Below are 16,005 nucleotides of genomic sequence, written 5' to 3' on the forward strand. Positions count from 1 at the left end.
GGCGACGCCGAGACGCTCGTTCGCTCGGCTTCAGCGGTCGGTCGAGCGATTCCCCGCTCGCCGATCCCATGAGGTGACGGGCGGCAGGTAGGTGCGCTGGACCCGAGCGACCGGGGGTGCCGGCAGCGAGGGTTGGTGGCGGCGACGGCCTCGGGCAATCGGGGGTTTCACCTCGGGCAGCGGCTCGGCCTCGACCGCTCGAAGGTCGAGCAGCGCTTCGAGCGCCGCTCCTTCTCCCTCGGTCTCGCGGATGGCGTCGGCCTTGAGCCGACGGCGCTCCCGCTCGATGCCCTCACCGATCTCGGCTCGGACCGAGCGAACCCGATCCCCGACGTCGCGTGGGGTTCCGCTCAGCTTGCGAGCGGCTCGTGTGACGGCAACGGTGGCCTTGGCCGCCGTCGCGGCATTGTTCTTCGCCACGATCGCCGCGCCTCCGACTCGAGGCAGATCGCCGGGGAGTGCGTTCACCACCCGGTGCAACGACTCGGGCATCCGCTCCCCCAGCTCGGTCGTCGCCCGATCGATGTCGCGCCGAGTCTTGACCTTCGACGCGTAGCTGAACGCCGCCCCCACGGCCATCCACTGCAACCGGCGCACCAGCATCAGGTGGTCTTCTTCCGCCGCAGCCAACCCTTGGCGGCCTTCGAGGTACCGGACGCGACCGCCAGGGTCTTGATGACGGGGTCTTGCACCGCCTCGTGCGTGCGGCGGGACGTCTCGGCCATGACCGAGGTGGCGTGATCGGCTCGGTCGAGAACGAGGTCGACCTTGTCGAGTTCGGCGTCGGCATCGGCGACCAGCTTGCGCAGGTCCTGGAACGCAGCGACGCCTTCATCGCGCAGCTGATGGGCGGTGTCTTCCAGTTTGGCCAGCGTGTTGTTGAGGTTGTTCACGGCCGTGACCAGGAACACCGCCGCCACCACGACGGCGATCGCCACGACGAGCGCTGCGAAATCAGTGATGCTCATCGGCGCCTCCTCGTCTGGCGTTCCATCCCTGCATGCGTTCCGCCACCTCGGCCTCGTAGCCCCGTCCGGTCGGCCGGTAGTAGCGCTGCTCGGCCACCTCGGTGGGCAGGTACTGCTGATCGACCCAGCCGTCGGGATGGGCGTGAGGATAGTCATAACCTCGCCCGTGGCCCAGCGATGCCGCGCCGCGGTAGTGGCTGTCACGCAGGTGCATCGGCACCTCACCGGCCGGTAGCTCCTGCACGTCGTGCATCGCTTCGTTGAGCGCGGTGTAGGAGGCCGCCGACTTGGGCGCCGTTGCCAGGTGGACTGCAGCCTGGGCCAGGGCGATGCGGGCTTCGGGGAGTCCGACGAACTCCACGGCGTGGGCCGCCGCATTGGCAACGAGCAAGCTGGTGGGATCGGCCATCCCGATGTCCTCCGATGCCGAGATGACCAGCCGACGAGCGATGAACCGGGCGTCTTCGCCGGCCGCGAGCATTCTCGCCAGCCAGTAGACCGCAGCATCGGGGTCGGAGCCTCGGATGCTCTTGATGAACGCGCTGATGACGTCGTAGTGCTCGTCGCGCCCGTAGCGCAGGGACTTCAGGTCGGTGGCGGCCTCTGCGTGGCGAAGTTCGACGTGGGCCACCGGTCCATCGATGGCCGACGGACCGGTCGGGTCGGGCTCGGCTTCGCGCTCGGCAGCAGCGAGCGCAATCGCCACCTCGAGCGTGGTGAGGGCCTGCCGACCGTCGCCGGCAGCGCGACCGGCGAGATAGGCGATCGCCTCATCACTGGCCGTCGCCCGTTCGGCGGCGATCCCGCGCCGCAGCAGGACCGAGAGATCGTCGTCGGTGAGCGGCTCCAGGCGGAACAGCGTCGATCGACTCCGCAACGGAGCGTTCACCTCGAAGAAGGGGTTCTCGGTCGTGGCACCGATCAGGACGAGGACACCGGACTCGACGGCGGGCAGCAACGCGTCCTGTTGCGCCTTGTTGAATCGGTGGACCTCATCGAGGAACAAGATGGTGCTACGGCCGTGGGCTCCCAACCGTTCCTCAGCTTCGGCAATCACCTGGCGAACGTCCTTCACGGTCGCCGTGACCGCCGACAACTGCACGAAGGTCTTCACCGACGTGGCGGCGAGCAGCCGAGCCAAGGTGGTCTTTCCTGTTCCCGGCGGCCCCCACAGGATCGCCGACGACAGCCGGTCGGCCTGCACGAGGCGACGCAGCGAGCCCTTCGGTCCGAGCAGATGCTGTTGCCCGACGATGTCGTCGAGCGTGGCCGGCCGCAGTCGTGCTGCCAGCGGCGCTCGCGCTTCGAGCCGAGATTTCGCTGCTGCGGTGAAGAGATCATCGGCCACGGGTTGATGAGCCTAGTCTGGGCGCATGAAAGCCGTCGTCGTCATCGCCTTCTACGTGTGGCTTGCCCTCACCGTCGCCATCGTGCTGGGCCGCCTTGCTCGTTGGTCGGCCTCTCGCCAAGCGGCCAAGCGCCGCCGCAAGGCCCGCGAGGCCGCACGCAGCCAGCAGGTTGCGGTGCCGGTGGCGGCAGGCCGTTCCCCGCACGAAGAAACGATCGATCTCGACGCTCCGGTCGGGCCCCGCCCGAGCGAGATGCAGCCCGAGCATCGTGAGCCGGCAAACGTTCCTTCTGCCTCGATCCCCGAACCACAGGCAGAGGAAGTCGCCCAGATCGCAGAGCGTCGCAATGCCGACCGTCGCGGCGGTGAACGTCGTCAGGGCGATCGTCGCAGCCGAGATCGACGCGAGCCCGTCGACCTCGACGGTGTGGTGCCCGAGCCGGTCGCCGTCGCCCCCGAGCCGACCCCGCCGTCTGCACCGGTGACCGTCCCGACGCCGACACCCACACCCACACTCGCCCACCTGCTCGCAGGGATCGCCATCCCGGGCGATCTGGTCCCCATCGTGGCGCAGGGCGCCGCCGCCAACGAGTACTCCAGCACGATGATCTCGCGGCAACGCCCGGCCCACGAGGTCGGCGCCGGCATCGCCGACGAACTCGAACGGCTCGGCTACGCCCTCGAGCCGATCGGTCTGGCCACCTTGCGGGCCACCCGTGGCGGCGATGTCCTCACCGTCGAGATCGACCCGGAGCCGGCTCGGCCCGACGATCGAGGCGTGGTCCGATTCCCCACCGCCGCGCCCAACGACGTCATCGTGGAATTCTGGGTTGGTGACGGCCCTCGGCCTGTTTGAGAAACGTCTCGACCTCGTGCTCCTGCATCGCCGGGGCGACGAGATAGCCCTGGAAGGTGCTGCACCCGGCCTTCGCCAACAAGTCGAGTTGGTCCTGTGACTCGACGCCCTCGGCGACGCATGACACCGCCATCGAGGTCGCGAGCGACACGATGCCTTCGAGCAGGCTGCGTCCGGTCGGCGTGTCCGAGCGAGTCACGAAGGAGCGATCGATCTTCAGCTCGGTGACCGGCAGCTCGGCGAGATAGCTGAGGGCGGAGAACCCGGTGCCGAAGTCGTCGACGGACACGCCGACGCCAAGGTCGCGCAACGTACGGAGCGTGCGGCGGGCAACGGCGAGGTCCTGGATCATGCCGGACTCGGTGATCTCGATGGTGAGTCGCTCGCTGGGAAGGCCGGCGTCTGCCAGCACCGAGGTCACGAAGTCGGGGAAGTCGGCGGCCAGGAGCTGCCCCGCCGACACGTTGACACTGATGTGGAGCGGCGAGATGGCGGGAGACGCGGCGAACGCGGCGGCTCGGCGGAGCACGAAGTGATCGAGTTCGGCGATCAGGCCGGCGTCCTCGAGCGACGAGATGAACTCGTCGGGCATGAGCAGACCACGCTCGGGATGCCGCCAGCGGGCCAGTGCCTCGAAGCCGATGACCTCACCGGTCTCGATCGAGCACTGGGGCTGATAGTGCAGCTCCCACTGCTCGGGCCCGTGGCCACTGCGCACCGTGCTCTCGAAGTCGAGGCGGCGCAGTGCCTTGTCATGCGTGCCGGGGTCGAAGGCGCGGATCGACGCCCGACCGGCGCTCTTCGCCTGGTACATGGCGGCGTCGGCATCACGAATGAGGTCGTCGGTGTCGGTGTAGGCGCTCGTCACCATGGCGACTCCGACCGCGGCGCTGACGTGGAACGTGCGATCAGCCATCACGATCGGGGCGGCAAGTGAGTCGCTGATCCGCTGGGCGACGTCGAGGGCGTCCTCCGCACGGGACAAACCCGAACACACCATCACGAACTCGTCCCCGCCGAAGCGGGCCACCATGTCGGTCGGACGGATGCTCGAACGAAGCCGGTCACCGACCACTTTCAGGATCGCGTCCCCGATCTCGTGACCGAGCGAGTCGTTGATCACCTTGAGACGGTCGAGATCGAGGAAGATCACGGCCGACATCCCGACGCCGGTGTCGACCTCGTCCAGGGCCACCCGTAGCCGCTCGGCCAGGGCATAGCGGTTCGGCAGGCCGGTCAGCTGGTCTTGGTGGGCTTGACGCTCGAGCTCGGCTCGACGGCGACGGCGGTCTTCGATGTTGCGGAGTGACACCACGAAACCGGCGATGGCGGGATCGTCATGGTGGCTCTCGCCGACGGCCTCGCACCACAGCAGTGAGCCGTCGGCCCGCTTGATCGGCACCTCCACCGTGACCGGCTCGCCGCTGGCCAGCGCCTCCAGCTTGACCGGCTCGAGCGAGGCGAAGTCCTCCCGCCGGAGGAAGCGACCGGCGGGCGCGCCAACGATCTGATCGAGCTGGTAGCCGAACAGTTCCTCGACGGCTGCCGACGCGTAGGTCACTTTCAGCTCACGGTCGATCAGCAACAGTGCGTCACTGGTCCGGTTGATGAGTACGTCTGCCATCCGACGAGATGACGCCAGCTCGTCGGTCCGCTCCTGGAGCTCGTCCTCGAGCGAGCGACGGTACGAGGCGTTCTCCGCCTCGAGTTTCATCCGATGGAGTGCTCCCGAGACGCTGATCAGCAGCGCGTTGCGGTGGAACGGTTTGGTCAGATAGCCGTGGGCGCCGAGTTCCTGGGCTCGCAGCGCCGTCGAGGTGTCGTCGAAGCCGGTCATCATCACCACGCCGATCGGCGGACGATCGGGTTGGGTCACCCGCTCGAGGAGTTCGAGACCGCTGGTGACCGGCATCGTGATGTCCGAGATGAGGACGCTCACGTCGTGCGTTGCAAGCAGGTCCTCGGCCTCGGCGACCGAGAAACAGGCCAGTGCCCGGTAGCCGCCGCGCTCGAGGAGGCGTGCGATGCGGCGGCACAGCTCGATCTCGTCGTCGACGACAAGGACCAGCGGGCGGACGTCCTCAGGCTCGCTCATGCTGCTGCCTCGGCGTCGGACGCGAAGGCGGCGGGAAGGTGGAGACGCACCACGGTGCCCGTTCCCAGCTCGCTCTCGATCGAGACCGAACCGCCACAGCTGGTCAGCAGACCGTGCACGGTGGCCAGGCCGAGCCCGTTCCCTTCGCCGGTCGCCTTGGTCGTGAAGAACGGCTCTACCGCCCGCGCTGCGGTCTCGGCATCCATCCCGACACCGTCGTCGACGACCTCGAGCACGACGTAGTCGCCCTCGGAGACGAGCAGGTCACGGGCGGCGTCCTCGTCGAGCCTGCGGCGACGTGTCGTGATCGTGATCGCTCCGGGCGGGGTGACGGCGTCGCGCGAGTTGACCACGAGGTTCATCACGATCTGTTCGAGATCGATCGGGTCGATCAGCACCTCGCATCGAACCTCGGCGAGATCGATCGAGAGCAGCGCGTGTTCGGCCAGCATGCGATGGAGCAGTGTCGCGAGGTCGGTGACCACGAGGTTGACGTCGGTCAGGCCCGGCTCGTCGGTCTCGTGCCGGCTGAAGGCGAGGAGACGGCGAGTGAGGTCGGCACCTCGCCGGGCCGAGCGTCGGATCTCGCCGACGTCCTCCAGCGATTCACCGTCGACGTCGTCCTCGAGCAGCTCGACACAGGTCAGGATCCCGGCCAACACATTGTTGAAATCGTGAGCCACCGACCCGGCCAGGCGGCCGATCGACTCGAGCCGATGCTGCTGACCGATCCGTCGTTCGAGGCCGATGCGAGTCGCCTCGGCCTCGACGGTCTCGGTGATGTCGTTCATCGCAACGACCGTGATCCGGTGGGCGGGGATCGGGCGAGCCCAGAGATCGAGGTGGCGGGTCTCGTCGTCGTACACCAAGAGCGCGTGGTCGACCGCAAACTCATTTCCGTGCTCGATCGAACCCAGGAGGTCGGCAACCAGGCCGGCATCCAGACCGGCGAACGCTGCAGCTGCCGGCTCGTCGGTGGTGTCGCGACCGAGGATCCGGCGGGCGGATGGGTTGGTCGAGCGCACGACGCCGTCGGCATCGATCAGGAAGACGCCCTCGACGAGCGCATCGATCACCGTGCGCAGCTCGGCACTCTTTCGTTCCGCTCGAGCGGTCGCCTCGGCCAGCTCGGCCGACGCCAGACGAGTCGAGCGCTCGCTCAGATACCGCTCCCGGTCCCGATCGGAGTAGGCCGAGTCCATCCGCTCGAGGAACGCGCTCCACTGCTCGGCCGTCGGCGGCACCGACGGGTCGAGTCGGAGCCGGCGCAGTTGCCGCTCGAGCTGACGGTTCACCCCCGGGCCTCACGGATGGTGGTGACGGTCATGGTCTGGTTGTGCAGCTCGCCGATCCCGTTGGCGCTCGAGATCTCGCCGTAGGAGTAGAAGCCGATCACCTGCGTACGTTCGCTCAGGCCATCGACGACCGAGAGGAGTTCGTCATCGGCAGAACCGCCGAGCACGAGGCGGCGACCCACGCAGCTCACTGCGAGCGCCAGCGAGTCGCCTGCCACTTCCGCCGCGCCATTGCTGTCGTTCGCCGCCTCCGCCGCCGCGTCGATCAGATCCTCGGGGTTGGCGATCATCAATTGGGCGTGCCAGCCCTGCGGGATGTCACCGGCAAAGGTCATCGAATTGTCGTCGGTGTCGACGCCGAGCACGGTTCGTACCAGCGGTGCCGACGACCGATCCGCCGGCCAAATGCACAGCGGGAAAAACAGCGCCGAGGCCGGGAGGCCGTCGGCCAGGTCGCCGAGGTAGGAGCGATACAGCGGCAGTGCCGGCTGCCCGTCGAGCTCGGCCAGTACGTTCGCCGTGGCCTGGGTGACCACCCGCTCGGGGCCGAACGGTACCCATCCCCCACGCGAGCCATAGCCGGACCGTACCGACGGGCCGTAGAGCCCGACCGCAGCAATCAGATCGGCACCGAAGCGATCGCCACTCAGCACCCAGGTCTGTTCGAAACGGTCACCGTCGCCGGCGAGGCCACCCGACACCGGCGTTTCGGCGCCTGCGGCGTGCTGGAGCCCGGCAACGAGCGCCGACCCGTTGGTCGAGATCCCGTCGGCGAAGACCAGCATCGAGGCCAGATCGTCGGCGGCCAGCTGCTGCCCCAGGGCGCACCCGGCCGCCCTGCTGTCGACGAAGTCGCTGCTCGACACGGTGGCCAGCCGCAGCTGCGATGACTCGAACTCGACAACGGCGACGGCGATCGTGTCGTCGAGCAGCTGTTCGCCGACGATCTCGCCCGACGTCGAACAGCCGACGATGATCGACGACGGATAGTAGGAGCGCAGATCCGCCAGCCATCGGGTGTCGTCGTCGCAACGGCGAGCACCGAACACGATCACGAGCGTCTCCGGCCCGTCGACCCTCGGCAGGGCGGCACTCCACCCCGCGCCGTCATTCACCAGCGTCTGCACCTTCATCGTCGCGCTCCTCGTCCACTGCGGCAGTGGTCACCGCAGTGTCGGCGGCGAGGAACGGGCCATGAGCGCGTCGGTGCTGGCCGAGCAGGTGTTACATGGTCGGCGGGAGGACGCGGAGACCGAGTTCGGTCAGCTGCTTGTCGTCGATCGCCGTTGGGGCGTTCGTGAGCGGATCGGCACCCGACTGCGGCTTGGGGAACGCGATGACCTCACGGATGTTCTCTTCGCCGGCCAGGATCGCGGCGAGGCGGTCGATGCCGTAGGCGAAACCGCCATGCGGCGGGGCGCCGTACTTGAACGGTTCGAGGAAGAAGCCGAAGCGCTTGTTGGCCTCGTCCTCGGAGATGCCCAGGATCGAGAACACGCGTCGCTGCAGCTGCGGATCATGGATTCGGATACTCCCCGACCCGAGCTCCCAACCGTTGAGGACCAGGTCGTAGGCCCACGCCCGCACCGACATGGGGTCGGATTCGAGCCGCTCCACGTCGTCGAGGTGGGGATGGCAGAACGCATGGTGGCCGGGCTTGGGCCGCCCGGTCGTGCTGTCGACCCCGACGAACAGCGGGAAGTCGACCACCCAGACGTACTTGTAGGGGCCTTCGCTGACCGGCGGACGACCGAGCTTGTTGCGGATCTCGCCCAGAACCTCGCAGGTGGTCATCCAGTCGTCGGCGACGAGCAGCAGCAGGTCGCCGACGGCGCCATCGAGCGCAGCGATCAGCGCCGGCACCTCGTCGTCGGAGAGGAACTTGGCCACCGGCGACTCCAGGCCGAGAGAACCGTCGTCGGTCTCGACCACTCGCAGCCAGACCAGGCCCTTGGCACCGTTGCTCTTTGCGAAGTCGGTGAGGGCGTCGAGCTTGTTGCGCCCGTAGTCGGCCGAGCCGCCGACGTGATTGATCCCCTTGATGGACTCGGCGGTCGAGAACGCCTTGAACTCGGTCGAGGCGAAGATCGGGGTGAGCTCGACCAGTTCCATGCCGAAGCGGAGGTCGGGCTTGTCGATACCGAACCGGTTCATGGCATCGTGCCAAGTGATGCGCTCGACCGGGTCCGGGCGAACGCCGGTGACGGCCTCGGCGGCATCCAGCACACCGATTTCGGCGGCCGCGAGCACGTCGTCCACGTCGACGAAGCTCATCTCCATGTCGAGCTGCATGAACTCATACTGGCGATCGGCCCGGAGATCTTCGTCGCGCAAGCAGCGAGCGATCTGGAAGTAGCGGTCGAGGCCGCCGACCATCAGCAGCTGCTTGTAGAGCTGGGGCGACTGCGGCAGGGCATAGAACGTGCCCGGACGCTGACGCGACGGGACCACGAACTCACGGGCGCCTTCCGGGGTCGACGGCATAAGCATCGGGGTCTCGACCTCAACGAAGTCCTGACCCACCATCGCGCTACGAATGGCTGCGTTGACCTGGGAGCGCACCCGAAGGTTCTTCTGCATGCGCTGACGACGTAGATCGACATAACGATGCTTGAGCCGCACCATCTCGTCGACATCGTCGGCACGGGCATCCATGGGAAACGGTGGTGGCTCGGCGATGGAGAGGATCTCGACCTGGCAGTCGTGGATCTCGATGTCACCGGTCGCGATGTCGGCGTTGACGGTCCCCTCCGGACGTGCGGCCACCGTGCCGGTGACCTGCAGCACGTACTCGCTGCGCACGTCGACGGCGTTGTCGACCACCAGCTGTGTGATGCCGGAGTGATCACGAATGTCGACGAAGGCCAGGTGCTCCCCGTGCTCACGCCGACGGTTCACCCAGCCGGTGAGGGTGACGGTCTCGCCGATGTTGTCGGCCCTGAGCTCTCCGCAGAGGTGGGTTCGCATCATGATTGGAGCATCTCCTTCACGGCGGTCACGAGCTGTGACCGCGGCACGGTGATCTGGTCACCTTCGGTTCGTAGGGGTCGGATGGTGACGGTGTCGTTCGCCGCTTCGTCTTCGCCGACGATGACGGCGACCCCAGCATCGGATCGGTTCGCCGCCTTCATCTGGGCTCGCATCGAGCGACCGTCGAAGCTGCGGTCGGCCCGCAGGTCGGACCGACGAAGCTCGTCGGTGATGCCCAGGGCCTCGAGACCGTCGGTGGTCGACACCACCCACACGTCCATCGACGAGTCGGGAGCAGCGAACGCCTCCTCGGCATCGCAGGCGAGCAGGGTGCGGTCGACGCCGAGTGCGAACCCGACTCCGGGTTCCTCGGGACCGCCGAGATCTGCGATCAGGCCGTCGTAGCGGCCGCCGCCACCAACGGCATTCTGGGCGGCGTCGAGCCCGTCGGCGGCGAATTCGAACGTGGTCCGGGTGTAGTAGTCGAGGCCTCGCACCAGACGTGGCGCCAGCTGATAGGCGACGCCGAGCGCATCGAGGCCGGCGCAGACTCGCTCGAATGCAACCGAGGCGTCGTCGGACAGGTAGTCGGACAGGAACGGCGCCGCAGCGATCAGCTCGGCGTCGCCCGGACGTTTGGAGTCGAGGACCCGGAGCGGGTTGACCGCCAGGGTGGCCCGGCTCTGCTCGGACAGGGCGTCGAGGTTCGCCTCGAAGTGGGCACGAAGCGCCTCGAGGTAGCGAGGCCGGTCGCCGGCGTCACCGAGCGAGTTCATCAAGAGCGTGACCTTGGTGAGGCCGATCCGCTCATAGAAGCGGTTGGCGAGGGCGATCAGCTCGGTGTCGACATCGGGATCGTGGGTGCCGATCGACTCGGCGCCGACCTGGTCGAATTGGCGATAGCGCCCTTTCTGCGGCTTGTCGTAGCGGAAGTTCGGGCCGGAGTACCAGACCTTCCACGGGGTCATCGGACGCTGCTCGGCGAAGATGCGGCAGACCGAGGCGGTGAACTCGGGCCGGAGCGCAATCTGGCGCCCGCCCTTGTCCTCGAAGGCATACAGCTCCTTCGACACGACGTCGCTCGCCTCGCCGAGTCGATCGAACACGCGAACGTCTTCGAACATCGGGGGGATCACCTGGCCGAAGCCGGCTGCCGTTGCCTCTTCGGCGAAGATCGCAACGAGCGCTCGCATCCGATCGGTGTCGGGCGATTGGAGGTCGCGGGTACCCGGCAGTGCTTGAAAACTCGACTTGGCCATGCCCGCCCGAGGGTATCGCTACCGACCGTCCACCACCCGTGTTTACGCCCTCACAACCAGCTGGTCGCTAACCATCGCACGTCGAGGGTGTTTCGGCGCCAAGCGCCGAAACACCGTAAGTGACGAAGCCCCCCAGGGGCTGAGGAACGACGGGTGGTTACGCCCCTTTGCCGGGCATGATCCGGTAGGCGTCGTAGACGGTGTCGATCTTGCGCAGCGAGCGCAGCAGGTTCTCGAGATGGGACGGATCGGCGATCTCGAAGTCGAAGCGCAATCGGGCGATGCGATCGGTGCCGGTGAGCGTGGAGGCCGACAGGATGTTGATGTGGTTGTCGGAGAAGTGGGCCGTGACATCGGACAGGAGCCGTGAGCGGTCGTAGGCCTTCACCTCGATCGAGGCAATGAAGTAGCCGGCCTCTCGCTCGGTGTCCCATTCGACGTCGATGACCCGGTCGTTCTGGCTGGTGACCAGCGATTGGGCGTTGGCGCAGTCGGATCGGTGGACCGACACGCCGCGTCCTCGGGTGACGAAGCCGACGATCTCGTCGCCGGGCACCGGCGTGCAACAGCGTGACAGCCGGACGAGGACGTCGTCGAGGCCCTCGACGTGAACCCCGATGGCCTGGCGGCTGCGGCGTCGAGGCCGATTCACCGTGGCAGGGATCGACTCCTCGACCCGGCTCCCGCTGGCCGACTCGAGCTCGCGAGCGACCCGAGCCGAGATGGATTGACCGGTGACATGGTGTTCACCGATCGCGGCGTAGAGCGCCGTGACGTCGGCGTAGTTGAGCTTCTCGGCCACCGTCTCGAGCACGTTCGAGCCGAGGATCTTCTGGACCGGGAGACCGTCGCGGCGCAGCGCCTTCTGGAGGTCGTCCTGGCCCTGGGCGATGGCGTCCTCGCGCCGCTCTCGAGAGAACCACTGCTTGATCTTGCTGGACGCCTTCGGCGTGCGGACGAACAGCAGCCAGTCTTTCGACGGACCGGCCGATTCGGACTTCGACGTGAAGATCTCGACCGTCTCGCCCGAGTGCAGCTCTTCGGAGAGAGCAACGAGGCGACCGTTGACCTTGGCACCGACGGTCTTGTGCCCGATGTCGGTGTGGATCGCATAGGCGAAGTCGATCGGCGTGGAGCCGGTCACGAGCGTGAAGACGTCGCCCTTCGGCGTGAAGACGAAGACCTCATCCTGATCGAGATCGATCTTGAGGCTCGCCATGAACTCGTCGGGATCGCTGGTCTCCTTCTCCCAGTCGATGATCCTGGCCAGCCACGGGAGGTCCAACTGCCCGGCAGCGGTGTCGCTCCCCCGCGCCGTGGTGCGGTCCTTGTAGAGGAAGTGCGAGGCCACGCCGAACTCGGCACGGTTGTGCATGTCGGCGGTGCGGATCTGGACCTCGATGGGCTTGCCCTGCGGACCGACGACCGTGGTGTGCAGCGACTGGTAGAGGTTGAACTTGGGCATGGCCACGTAGTCCTTGAACCGGCCCTGCACCGGCTTCCAGGTGGCGTGGATCGAGCCGAGTGCGGCATAGCAATCGCGGACCGAATCGACGATGACGCGAATGCCGACCAGATCGTGGATCTCGTCGAACTCCTTGCCCTTGAGCACCATCTTCTCGTAGATCGAGTAGAGGTGCTTCTCGCGCCCGGTGACCTCGGCGTCGATGTTGAGTTCCTGCAACCGGAACCGGACGTCTTCGAGAACCTGCGTGAGATAGATGTTGCGCTCGGGCGCCCGCTCGGCCACCAGATGCTCGATCGTTGCGTAGCGCTTGGGGTGGAGGGCGGCGAAGCTGAGGTCTTCGAGCTGGGTCTTGACCTCTTGGATGCCGAGACGATGGGCCAGCGGAGCGTAGACGTCGAGCGTCTCGCGGGCGGCCCGTTCCTGCTTCCACCTGGGCATCGCACCGATCGTGCGGAGGTTGTGGAGTCGGTCGCACAGCTTGATCAGCAGGACACGGAGGTCCTTCGACATCGCCACCAGCATCTTGCGGAAGGTGGCCGCCTGCTGGGCTTCCTTGGAGTTGAAGTGGAGGCGGTCGAGCTTGGTGACACCGTCGACGATCGCCGCCACCTCGGGGCCGAAGGCGGCCTCGATGTCGAGCACGGTGCACGTGGTGTCTTCGACGGCATCGTGGAGCAGGGCCGCCGCAATCGTGTATTCGTCGAGGCCGAGGCCGGCCACGATCTTGGCCACGGCGACCGGGTGCACGATGTAGGGCTCGCCGGACTTGCGTCGCTGGTTCGCGTGGGCCTCGGCGGCCATCCGGTACGCCCGGGCGACGAAGTCGATCTGCTCGTCGCGCCGCCTGCCCTGGAACCCGACGACGAGATCACCGATGTCGTCCGCGAGCGGTTGACGCTCCCGCCGCCATGGCAACACTCGGTGGGCACTCACCATGGCTCTACGGTATCGCCCCTCGTCGTTGGCGCCTTAGCGAGGCAGCCCGGTCGGTCCGAGCGGGGTGATCGACGGCTTGGACTTGGTGTCCGTTGCGGGCTTCTCCGGCATCCGTTGCTTGAGCCACACGAGTAGCGGCGAGGCAACGAAGATCGACGAATATGTTCCGGCGAGCAGGCCGATGAAGAGGGCCAGGGCAAAGTCCCGCAGGGTCGCGCCCCCCAGGAACAGGCCGCCGATGACCAGCATCGACACCACCGGGAGCACCGTGGTGAGGGTGGTGTTGATCGAACGCATCAACACCTGGTTCATCGAGGTGTTGACGAGGTCGCTCAATTCCGCCGGCTTTCTACCGGTGTTCTCCGCCTCGTTCTCCTTCACCTTGTCGTAGACCACAACGGTGTCGTAGAGCGAGTACCCCATGATCGTGAGCAGCGCGATCACCGTGGCGGGACTCACCTCGAAGCGCACGATCACGTACACCCCGGCGGTGAGCAGGAGGTCGTGGATCACCGCGACGATGGCACCGACGGCCATCTCCCACTCGAGCGTCAGCGAGAGGTAGACCGCCACGGCGATGAAGAACAGCACCAGGGCACGGAGTGCCTTGTTGGTGATCTGATCGCCCCAGGTGGGGCCGACCTCGTTGATCGAGATCTCGTCGGCGGTGCGCCCGCTGACCTCGACCAGCTCGCTGATGATCTGGTCGGAGTTGTCGAGCTGCTCGGCGCCGGTCTGCACCCGAACGTAGCTGTCGCCGTCGGCGTTCTCGATGATCTGGATACGGACGTCGGTCTCGGTGATCACACTTCGTGCGGATTCCACCGTGACGTCGGCAGGCACCTGCACCTCGTAGATGCCGCCACCCTCGAAGTCGATGCTGAGGTTGAAGCCGACCACGACGATGAGGATCGCCGAGATCAGGCTGACCGCTCCGGCGAGCGGCAGGGTGAACTTCCACGATGGCCGGAAGTCGATGTTCGAGCTGTTGTTGAAGATGTCGCGCAGCGTCATGACGAGCGTCCCTTCCGCTTGCCGGCCTTGGCACTCGAGGCATCGAGCCCTTCCGTCTGGCGGATACCCAGCAGTTTCGGATTGGCCACCACCGCCGGTCGCCGGGCAATCCACATGAGCGCCGGACGCATGAAGACATACGCCACGATCAGGTCGAGGAAGGTTGCGATGCCGAGGTAGAAGGCGAAACCACGCACGGCGCCGACCGTGAGGAAGTAGAGCAGGCCGGCGGCGATGAGGCTCACCACATCGGCCTTCAAGATGGTGGAGATGGCCCCCTGGTAGGCCCGTTCGACCGCCGTGGTGAGCTTTCGGGCCTTGCCGTGGGCCACGGTGTCCTTCACGTTCTCGAAGTAGACGATGTTCGAGTCGGCCGAGACACCGATCGACACGATGAGCCCGACCACACCCGAGAGGGTGATGGCGAGCCCCCGGGTCTCACCGAGCCACGAGATGATGGTCCACAGCAGCATGAACGACATGACCAGGCCGCCGATGGCGACCATGCCTGCGAGGCGGTAGTACCAGAGCAGGTAGAGCGCCACGATGGCGAGACCGATGAGGCCGGCGATGATGCCGGCTCGAAGAACGTCGTCGCCGATCGTGGCCGAGACGGTGCGGGTCTGCTGCGCTTCCAGCACGACCGGGAGGGCGCCGTAGTTCAGGACCAGCGCCAGGTTGCGGGCACTCACCTCATCGAAGGAGCCGCTGATCTGGATCTGGTCGCGAGAGAAACTCGGCTGCTGGATGTTGGGCGCCGAGATCACCTTGCCGTCGAGGACGATGGCGAGACGACCCGAGGGGCAAACCAGGGGGTCAGGGCTCGAGACGTAGCACTTTGCCGCCGCGGCGTTGAACTGGTCGATGCCCTCGGCCCCCGACTTGAACACGGGGCTCACCGACCAGGTCTGGAGCCCGTCGAAGCCGACGTCGGCCGACTCGAGGGTGTCGCCTCGAAGCAACGCTGGACCCAGACAGATCCGGTTGCCGTCGATGTCGTCGAGCACGACGTAGTCGTCGTAGAGGTCGGCCTCGGGCGGCGTGGTGCCATCGATCCCGCAGGCCGCGTCGACGGCAGCAATGAGCTGCTCCTGTTCGGGGGTCAGCTCGGTGACGGTCGTGTCGGTCGTTACCTCACCCTCGAGCGTCGTGTCGGTGGTGTCGTCGCCCGCGGCTTCGGACGTGGTCGTGGTCTCGTCGGTCGCGGAGGCCTCGGAGGTCGTGGTTTCGGCGACCGTGGTGGTCGTGGTCTCGCTCTGACGGCGGTACCGGGTGGCCGCCATGCCTTGCTCGTCGTCGGCCCCCGTCGTCGTGGTGTCGGATGCCGTCGTGGTGGTGGTCTCGTCGGTGGCCGTGGAGGTCTCGGTGGTGGTCTCGCCCTCGACCGTGGTGGAGGTCGAGTCTGCCTCGTCCTGCAACTGCTGCAGAATTTCGGGATCGATGGTGGGACCGAGGTCTTGGATCACCGGGCGGAACCGCAACTCGGCGGTCTGGCCAACGAGATCGAGCGCACGCTGCTGCTCGTCGACACCGGGCAGGTCGACCACGATGGTCTGGCCCTGACGCGAAATCTCGGGCTCGGCGACACCGAGCGCGTCCACGCGCTCGCGGATGATCTCGAGCGTCTGGTCGAGGGTCTCCTCGCTGGCCGGCTCGGTGGGGGCATAGACGACCGACACACCGCCCTGGAGGTCGAGGCCCAGCAGCGGCTGGTTGCCCGCCACGACGGTGTAGACGATGCCGGCGATCGAGAGGGCGACGAGCCCGGTGGCACCGGTGAGTTTGGGAAGCGCCAT

The 16,005-nt window shown here is 66.9% G+C and carries 12 protein-coding genes; 1 reads left to right on the forward strand and 11 read right to left on the reverse strand.

Annotated elements, in window-relative coordinates; genetic code table 11:
* Positions 1 to 30: 30 nt before the first annotated feature.
* The 3 genes from R2733_25130 to R2733_25140 are packed head-to-tail and all read right to left on the reverse strand — an operon-like array spanning position 31 to position 2,316.
* Positions 31 to 603, reverse strand: a complete 573-nt coding sequence (locus R2733_25130; GenBank protein MEZ5379802.1) for a hypothetical protein — start codon at positions 601 to 603, stop codon at positions 31 to 33.
* Positions 603 to 968: a hypothetical protein gene (locus R2733_25135; protein MEZ5379803.1), complete on the reverse strand. Its 366-nt coding sequence runs from the start codon at positions 966 to 968 to the stop codon at positions 603 to 605. Before R2733_25135 ends, R2733_25130 begins: the two co-directional genes overlap by 1 nt.
* The gene (locus R2733_25140; GenBank protein MEZ5379804.1) at positions 955 to 2,316 is read right to left on the reverse strand and encodes a replication-associated recombination protein A; all 1,362 of its coding nucleotides are present in this window, start codon (positions 2,314 to 2,316) and stop codon (positions 955 to 957) included. Before R2733_25140 ends, R2733_25135 begins: the two co-directional genes overlap by 14 nt.
* Before the next feature lie 25 nt (positions 2,317 to 2,341).
* Between R2733_25140 and R2733_25145 the strand changes: the two genes are divergently transcribed.
* The gene (locus R2733_25145) at positions 2,342 to 3,172 is read left to right on the forward strand and encodes a hypothetical protein (protein ID MEZ5379805.1); all 831 of its coding nucleotides are present in this window, start codon (positions 2,342 to 2,344) and stop codon (positions 3,170 to 3,172) included.
* Here R2733_25145 and R2733_25150 read toward each other — a convergent pair.
* The 8 genes from R2733_25150 to secD form a co-directional block, all read right to left on the reverse strand.
* Positions 3,129 to 5,267 carry an EAL domain-containing protein gene (locus R2733_25150; protein ID MEZ5379806.1) on the reverse strand — a complete coding sequence of 713 codons (2,139 nt, stop codon included), beginning with the start codon at positions 5,265 to 5,267 and terminating at the stop codon, positions 3,129 to 3,131. The genes R2733_25145 and R2733_25150 overlap by 44 nt on opposite strands.
* On the reverse strand, positions 5,264 to 6,562 hold the full coding sequence (locus R2733_25155; protein ID MEZ5379807.1) for an ATP-binding protein: 1,299 nt from the start codon (positions 6,560 to 6,562) through the stop codon (positions 5,264 to 5,266). The genes R2733_25150 and R2733_25155 overlap by 4 nt, the downstream gene beginning before the upstream one ends.
* A complete protein-coding gene (locus R2733_25160; GenBank protein MEZ5379808.1) occupies positions 6,559 to 7,695 on the reverse strand; it encodes an FIST N-terminal domain-containing protein in 1,137 nt (378 codons plus the stop codon). Before R2733_25160 ends, R2733_25155 begins: the two co-directional genes overlap by 4 nt.
* Positions 7,696 to 7,786: 91 nt before the next feature.
* The gene (gene aspS, locus R2733_25165) at positions 7,787 to 9,532 is read right to left on the reverse strand and encodes an aspartate--tRNA ligase (protein ID MEZ5379809.1); all 1,746 of its coding nucleotides are present in this window, start codon (positions 9,530 to 9,532) and stop codon (positions 7,787 to 7,789) included.
* Positions 9,529 to 10,791 (reverse strand): histidine--tRNA ligase, encoded by a 1,263-nt coding sequence (hisS, locus tag R2733_25170; GenBank protein ID MEZ5379810.1) that lies wholly within the window; start codon positions 10,789 to 10,791, stop codon positions 9,529 to 9,531. Before hisS ends, aspS begins: the two co-directional genes overlap by 4 nt.
* 157 nt (positions 10,792 to 10,948) lie before the next feature.
* Positions 10,949 to 13,195 carry a bifunctional (p)ppGpp synthetase/guanosine-3',5'-bis(diphosphate) 3'-pyrophosphohydrolase gene (locus tag R2733_25175; GenBank protein ID MEZ5379811.1) on the reverse strand — a complete coding sequence of 749 codons (2,247 nt, stop codon included), beginning with the start codon at positions 13,193 to 13,195 and terminating at the stop codon, positions 10,949 to 10,951.
* A 33-nt stretch (positions 13,196 to 13,228) separates the two neighbouring features.
* Entirely contained in the window at positions 13,229 to 14,209 is a 981-nt protein-coding gene (gene secF, locus R2733_25180) for a protein translocase subunit SecF (protein MEZ5379812.1), read from the reverse strand.
* A complete protein-coding gene (secD, locus tag R2733_25185; protein ID MEZ5379813.1) occupies positions 14,206 to 16,005 on the reverse strand; it encodes a protein translocase subunit SecD in 1,800 nt (599 codons plus the stop codon). Before secD ends, secF begins: the two co-directional genes overlap by 4 nt.

Source organism: Acidimicrobiales bacterium (assembly GCA_041394265.1).
Taxonomy (GTDB): domain Bacteria; phylum Actinomycetota; class Acidimicrobiia; order Acidimicrobiales; family SZUA-35; genus JBBQUN01.

What these genes read in the sequence shown, in the direction of transcription:
- R2733_25130 (MEZ5379802.1), bottom strand. Translation starts at nt 603, where the DNA reads ATGCTGGTGCGCCGGTTGCAGTGGATGGCCGTGGGGGCGGCGTTCAGC.
- R2733_25135 (MEZ5379803.1), bottom strand. Translation starts at nt 968, where the DNA reads ATGAGCATCACTGATTTCGCAGCGCTCGTCGTGGCGATCGCCGTCGTG.
- R2733_25145 (MEZ5379805.1), top strand. Translation starts at nt 2,342, where the DNA reads ATGAAAGCCGTCGTCGTCATCGCCTTCTACGTGTGGCTTGCCCTCACC.
- R2733_25150 (MEZ5379806.1), bottom strand. Translation starts at nt 5,267, where the DNA reads ATGAGCGAGCCTGAGGACGTCCGCCCGCTGGTCCTTGTCGTCGACGAC.
- R2733_25160 (MEZ5379808.1), bottom strand. Translation starts at nt 7,695, where the DNA reads ATGAAGGTGCAGACGCTGGTGAATGACGGCGCGGGGTGGAGTGCCGCC.
- aspS (MEZ5379809.1), bottom strand. Translation starts at nt 9,532, where the DNA reads ATGATGCGAACCCACCTCTGCGGAGAGCTCAGGGCCGACAACATCGGC.
- hisS (MEZ5379810.1), bottom strand. Translation starts at nt 10,791, where the DNA reads ATGGCCAAGTCGAGTTTTCAAGCACTGCCGGGTACCCGCGACCTCCAA.
- R2733_25175 (MEZ5379811.1), bottom strand. Translation starts at nt 13,195, where the DNA reads ATGGTGAGTGCCCACCGAGTGTTGCCATGGCGGCGGGAGCGTCAACCG.
- secF (MEZ5379812.1), bottom strand. Translation starts at nt 14,209, where the DNA reads ATGACGCTGCGCGACATCTTCAACAACAGCTCGAACATCGACTTCCGG.
- secD (MEZ5379813.1), bottom strand. Translation starts at nt 16,005, where the DNA reads ATGGCGCTTCCCAAACTCACCGGTGCCACCGGGCTCGTCGCCCTCTCG.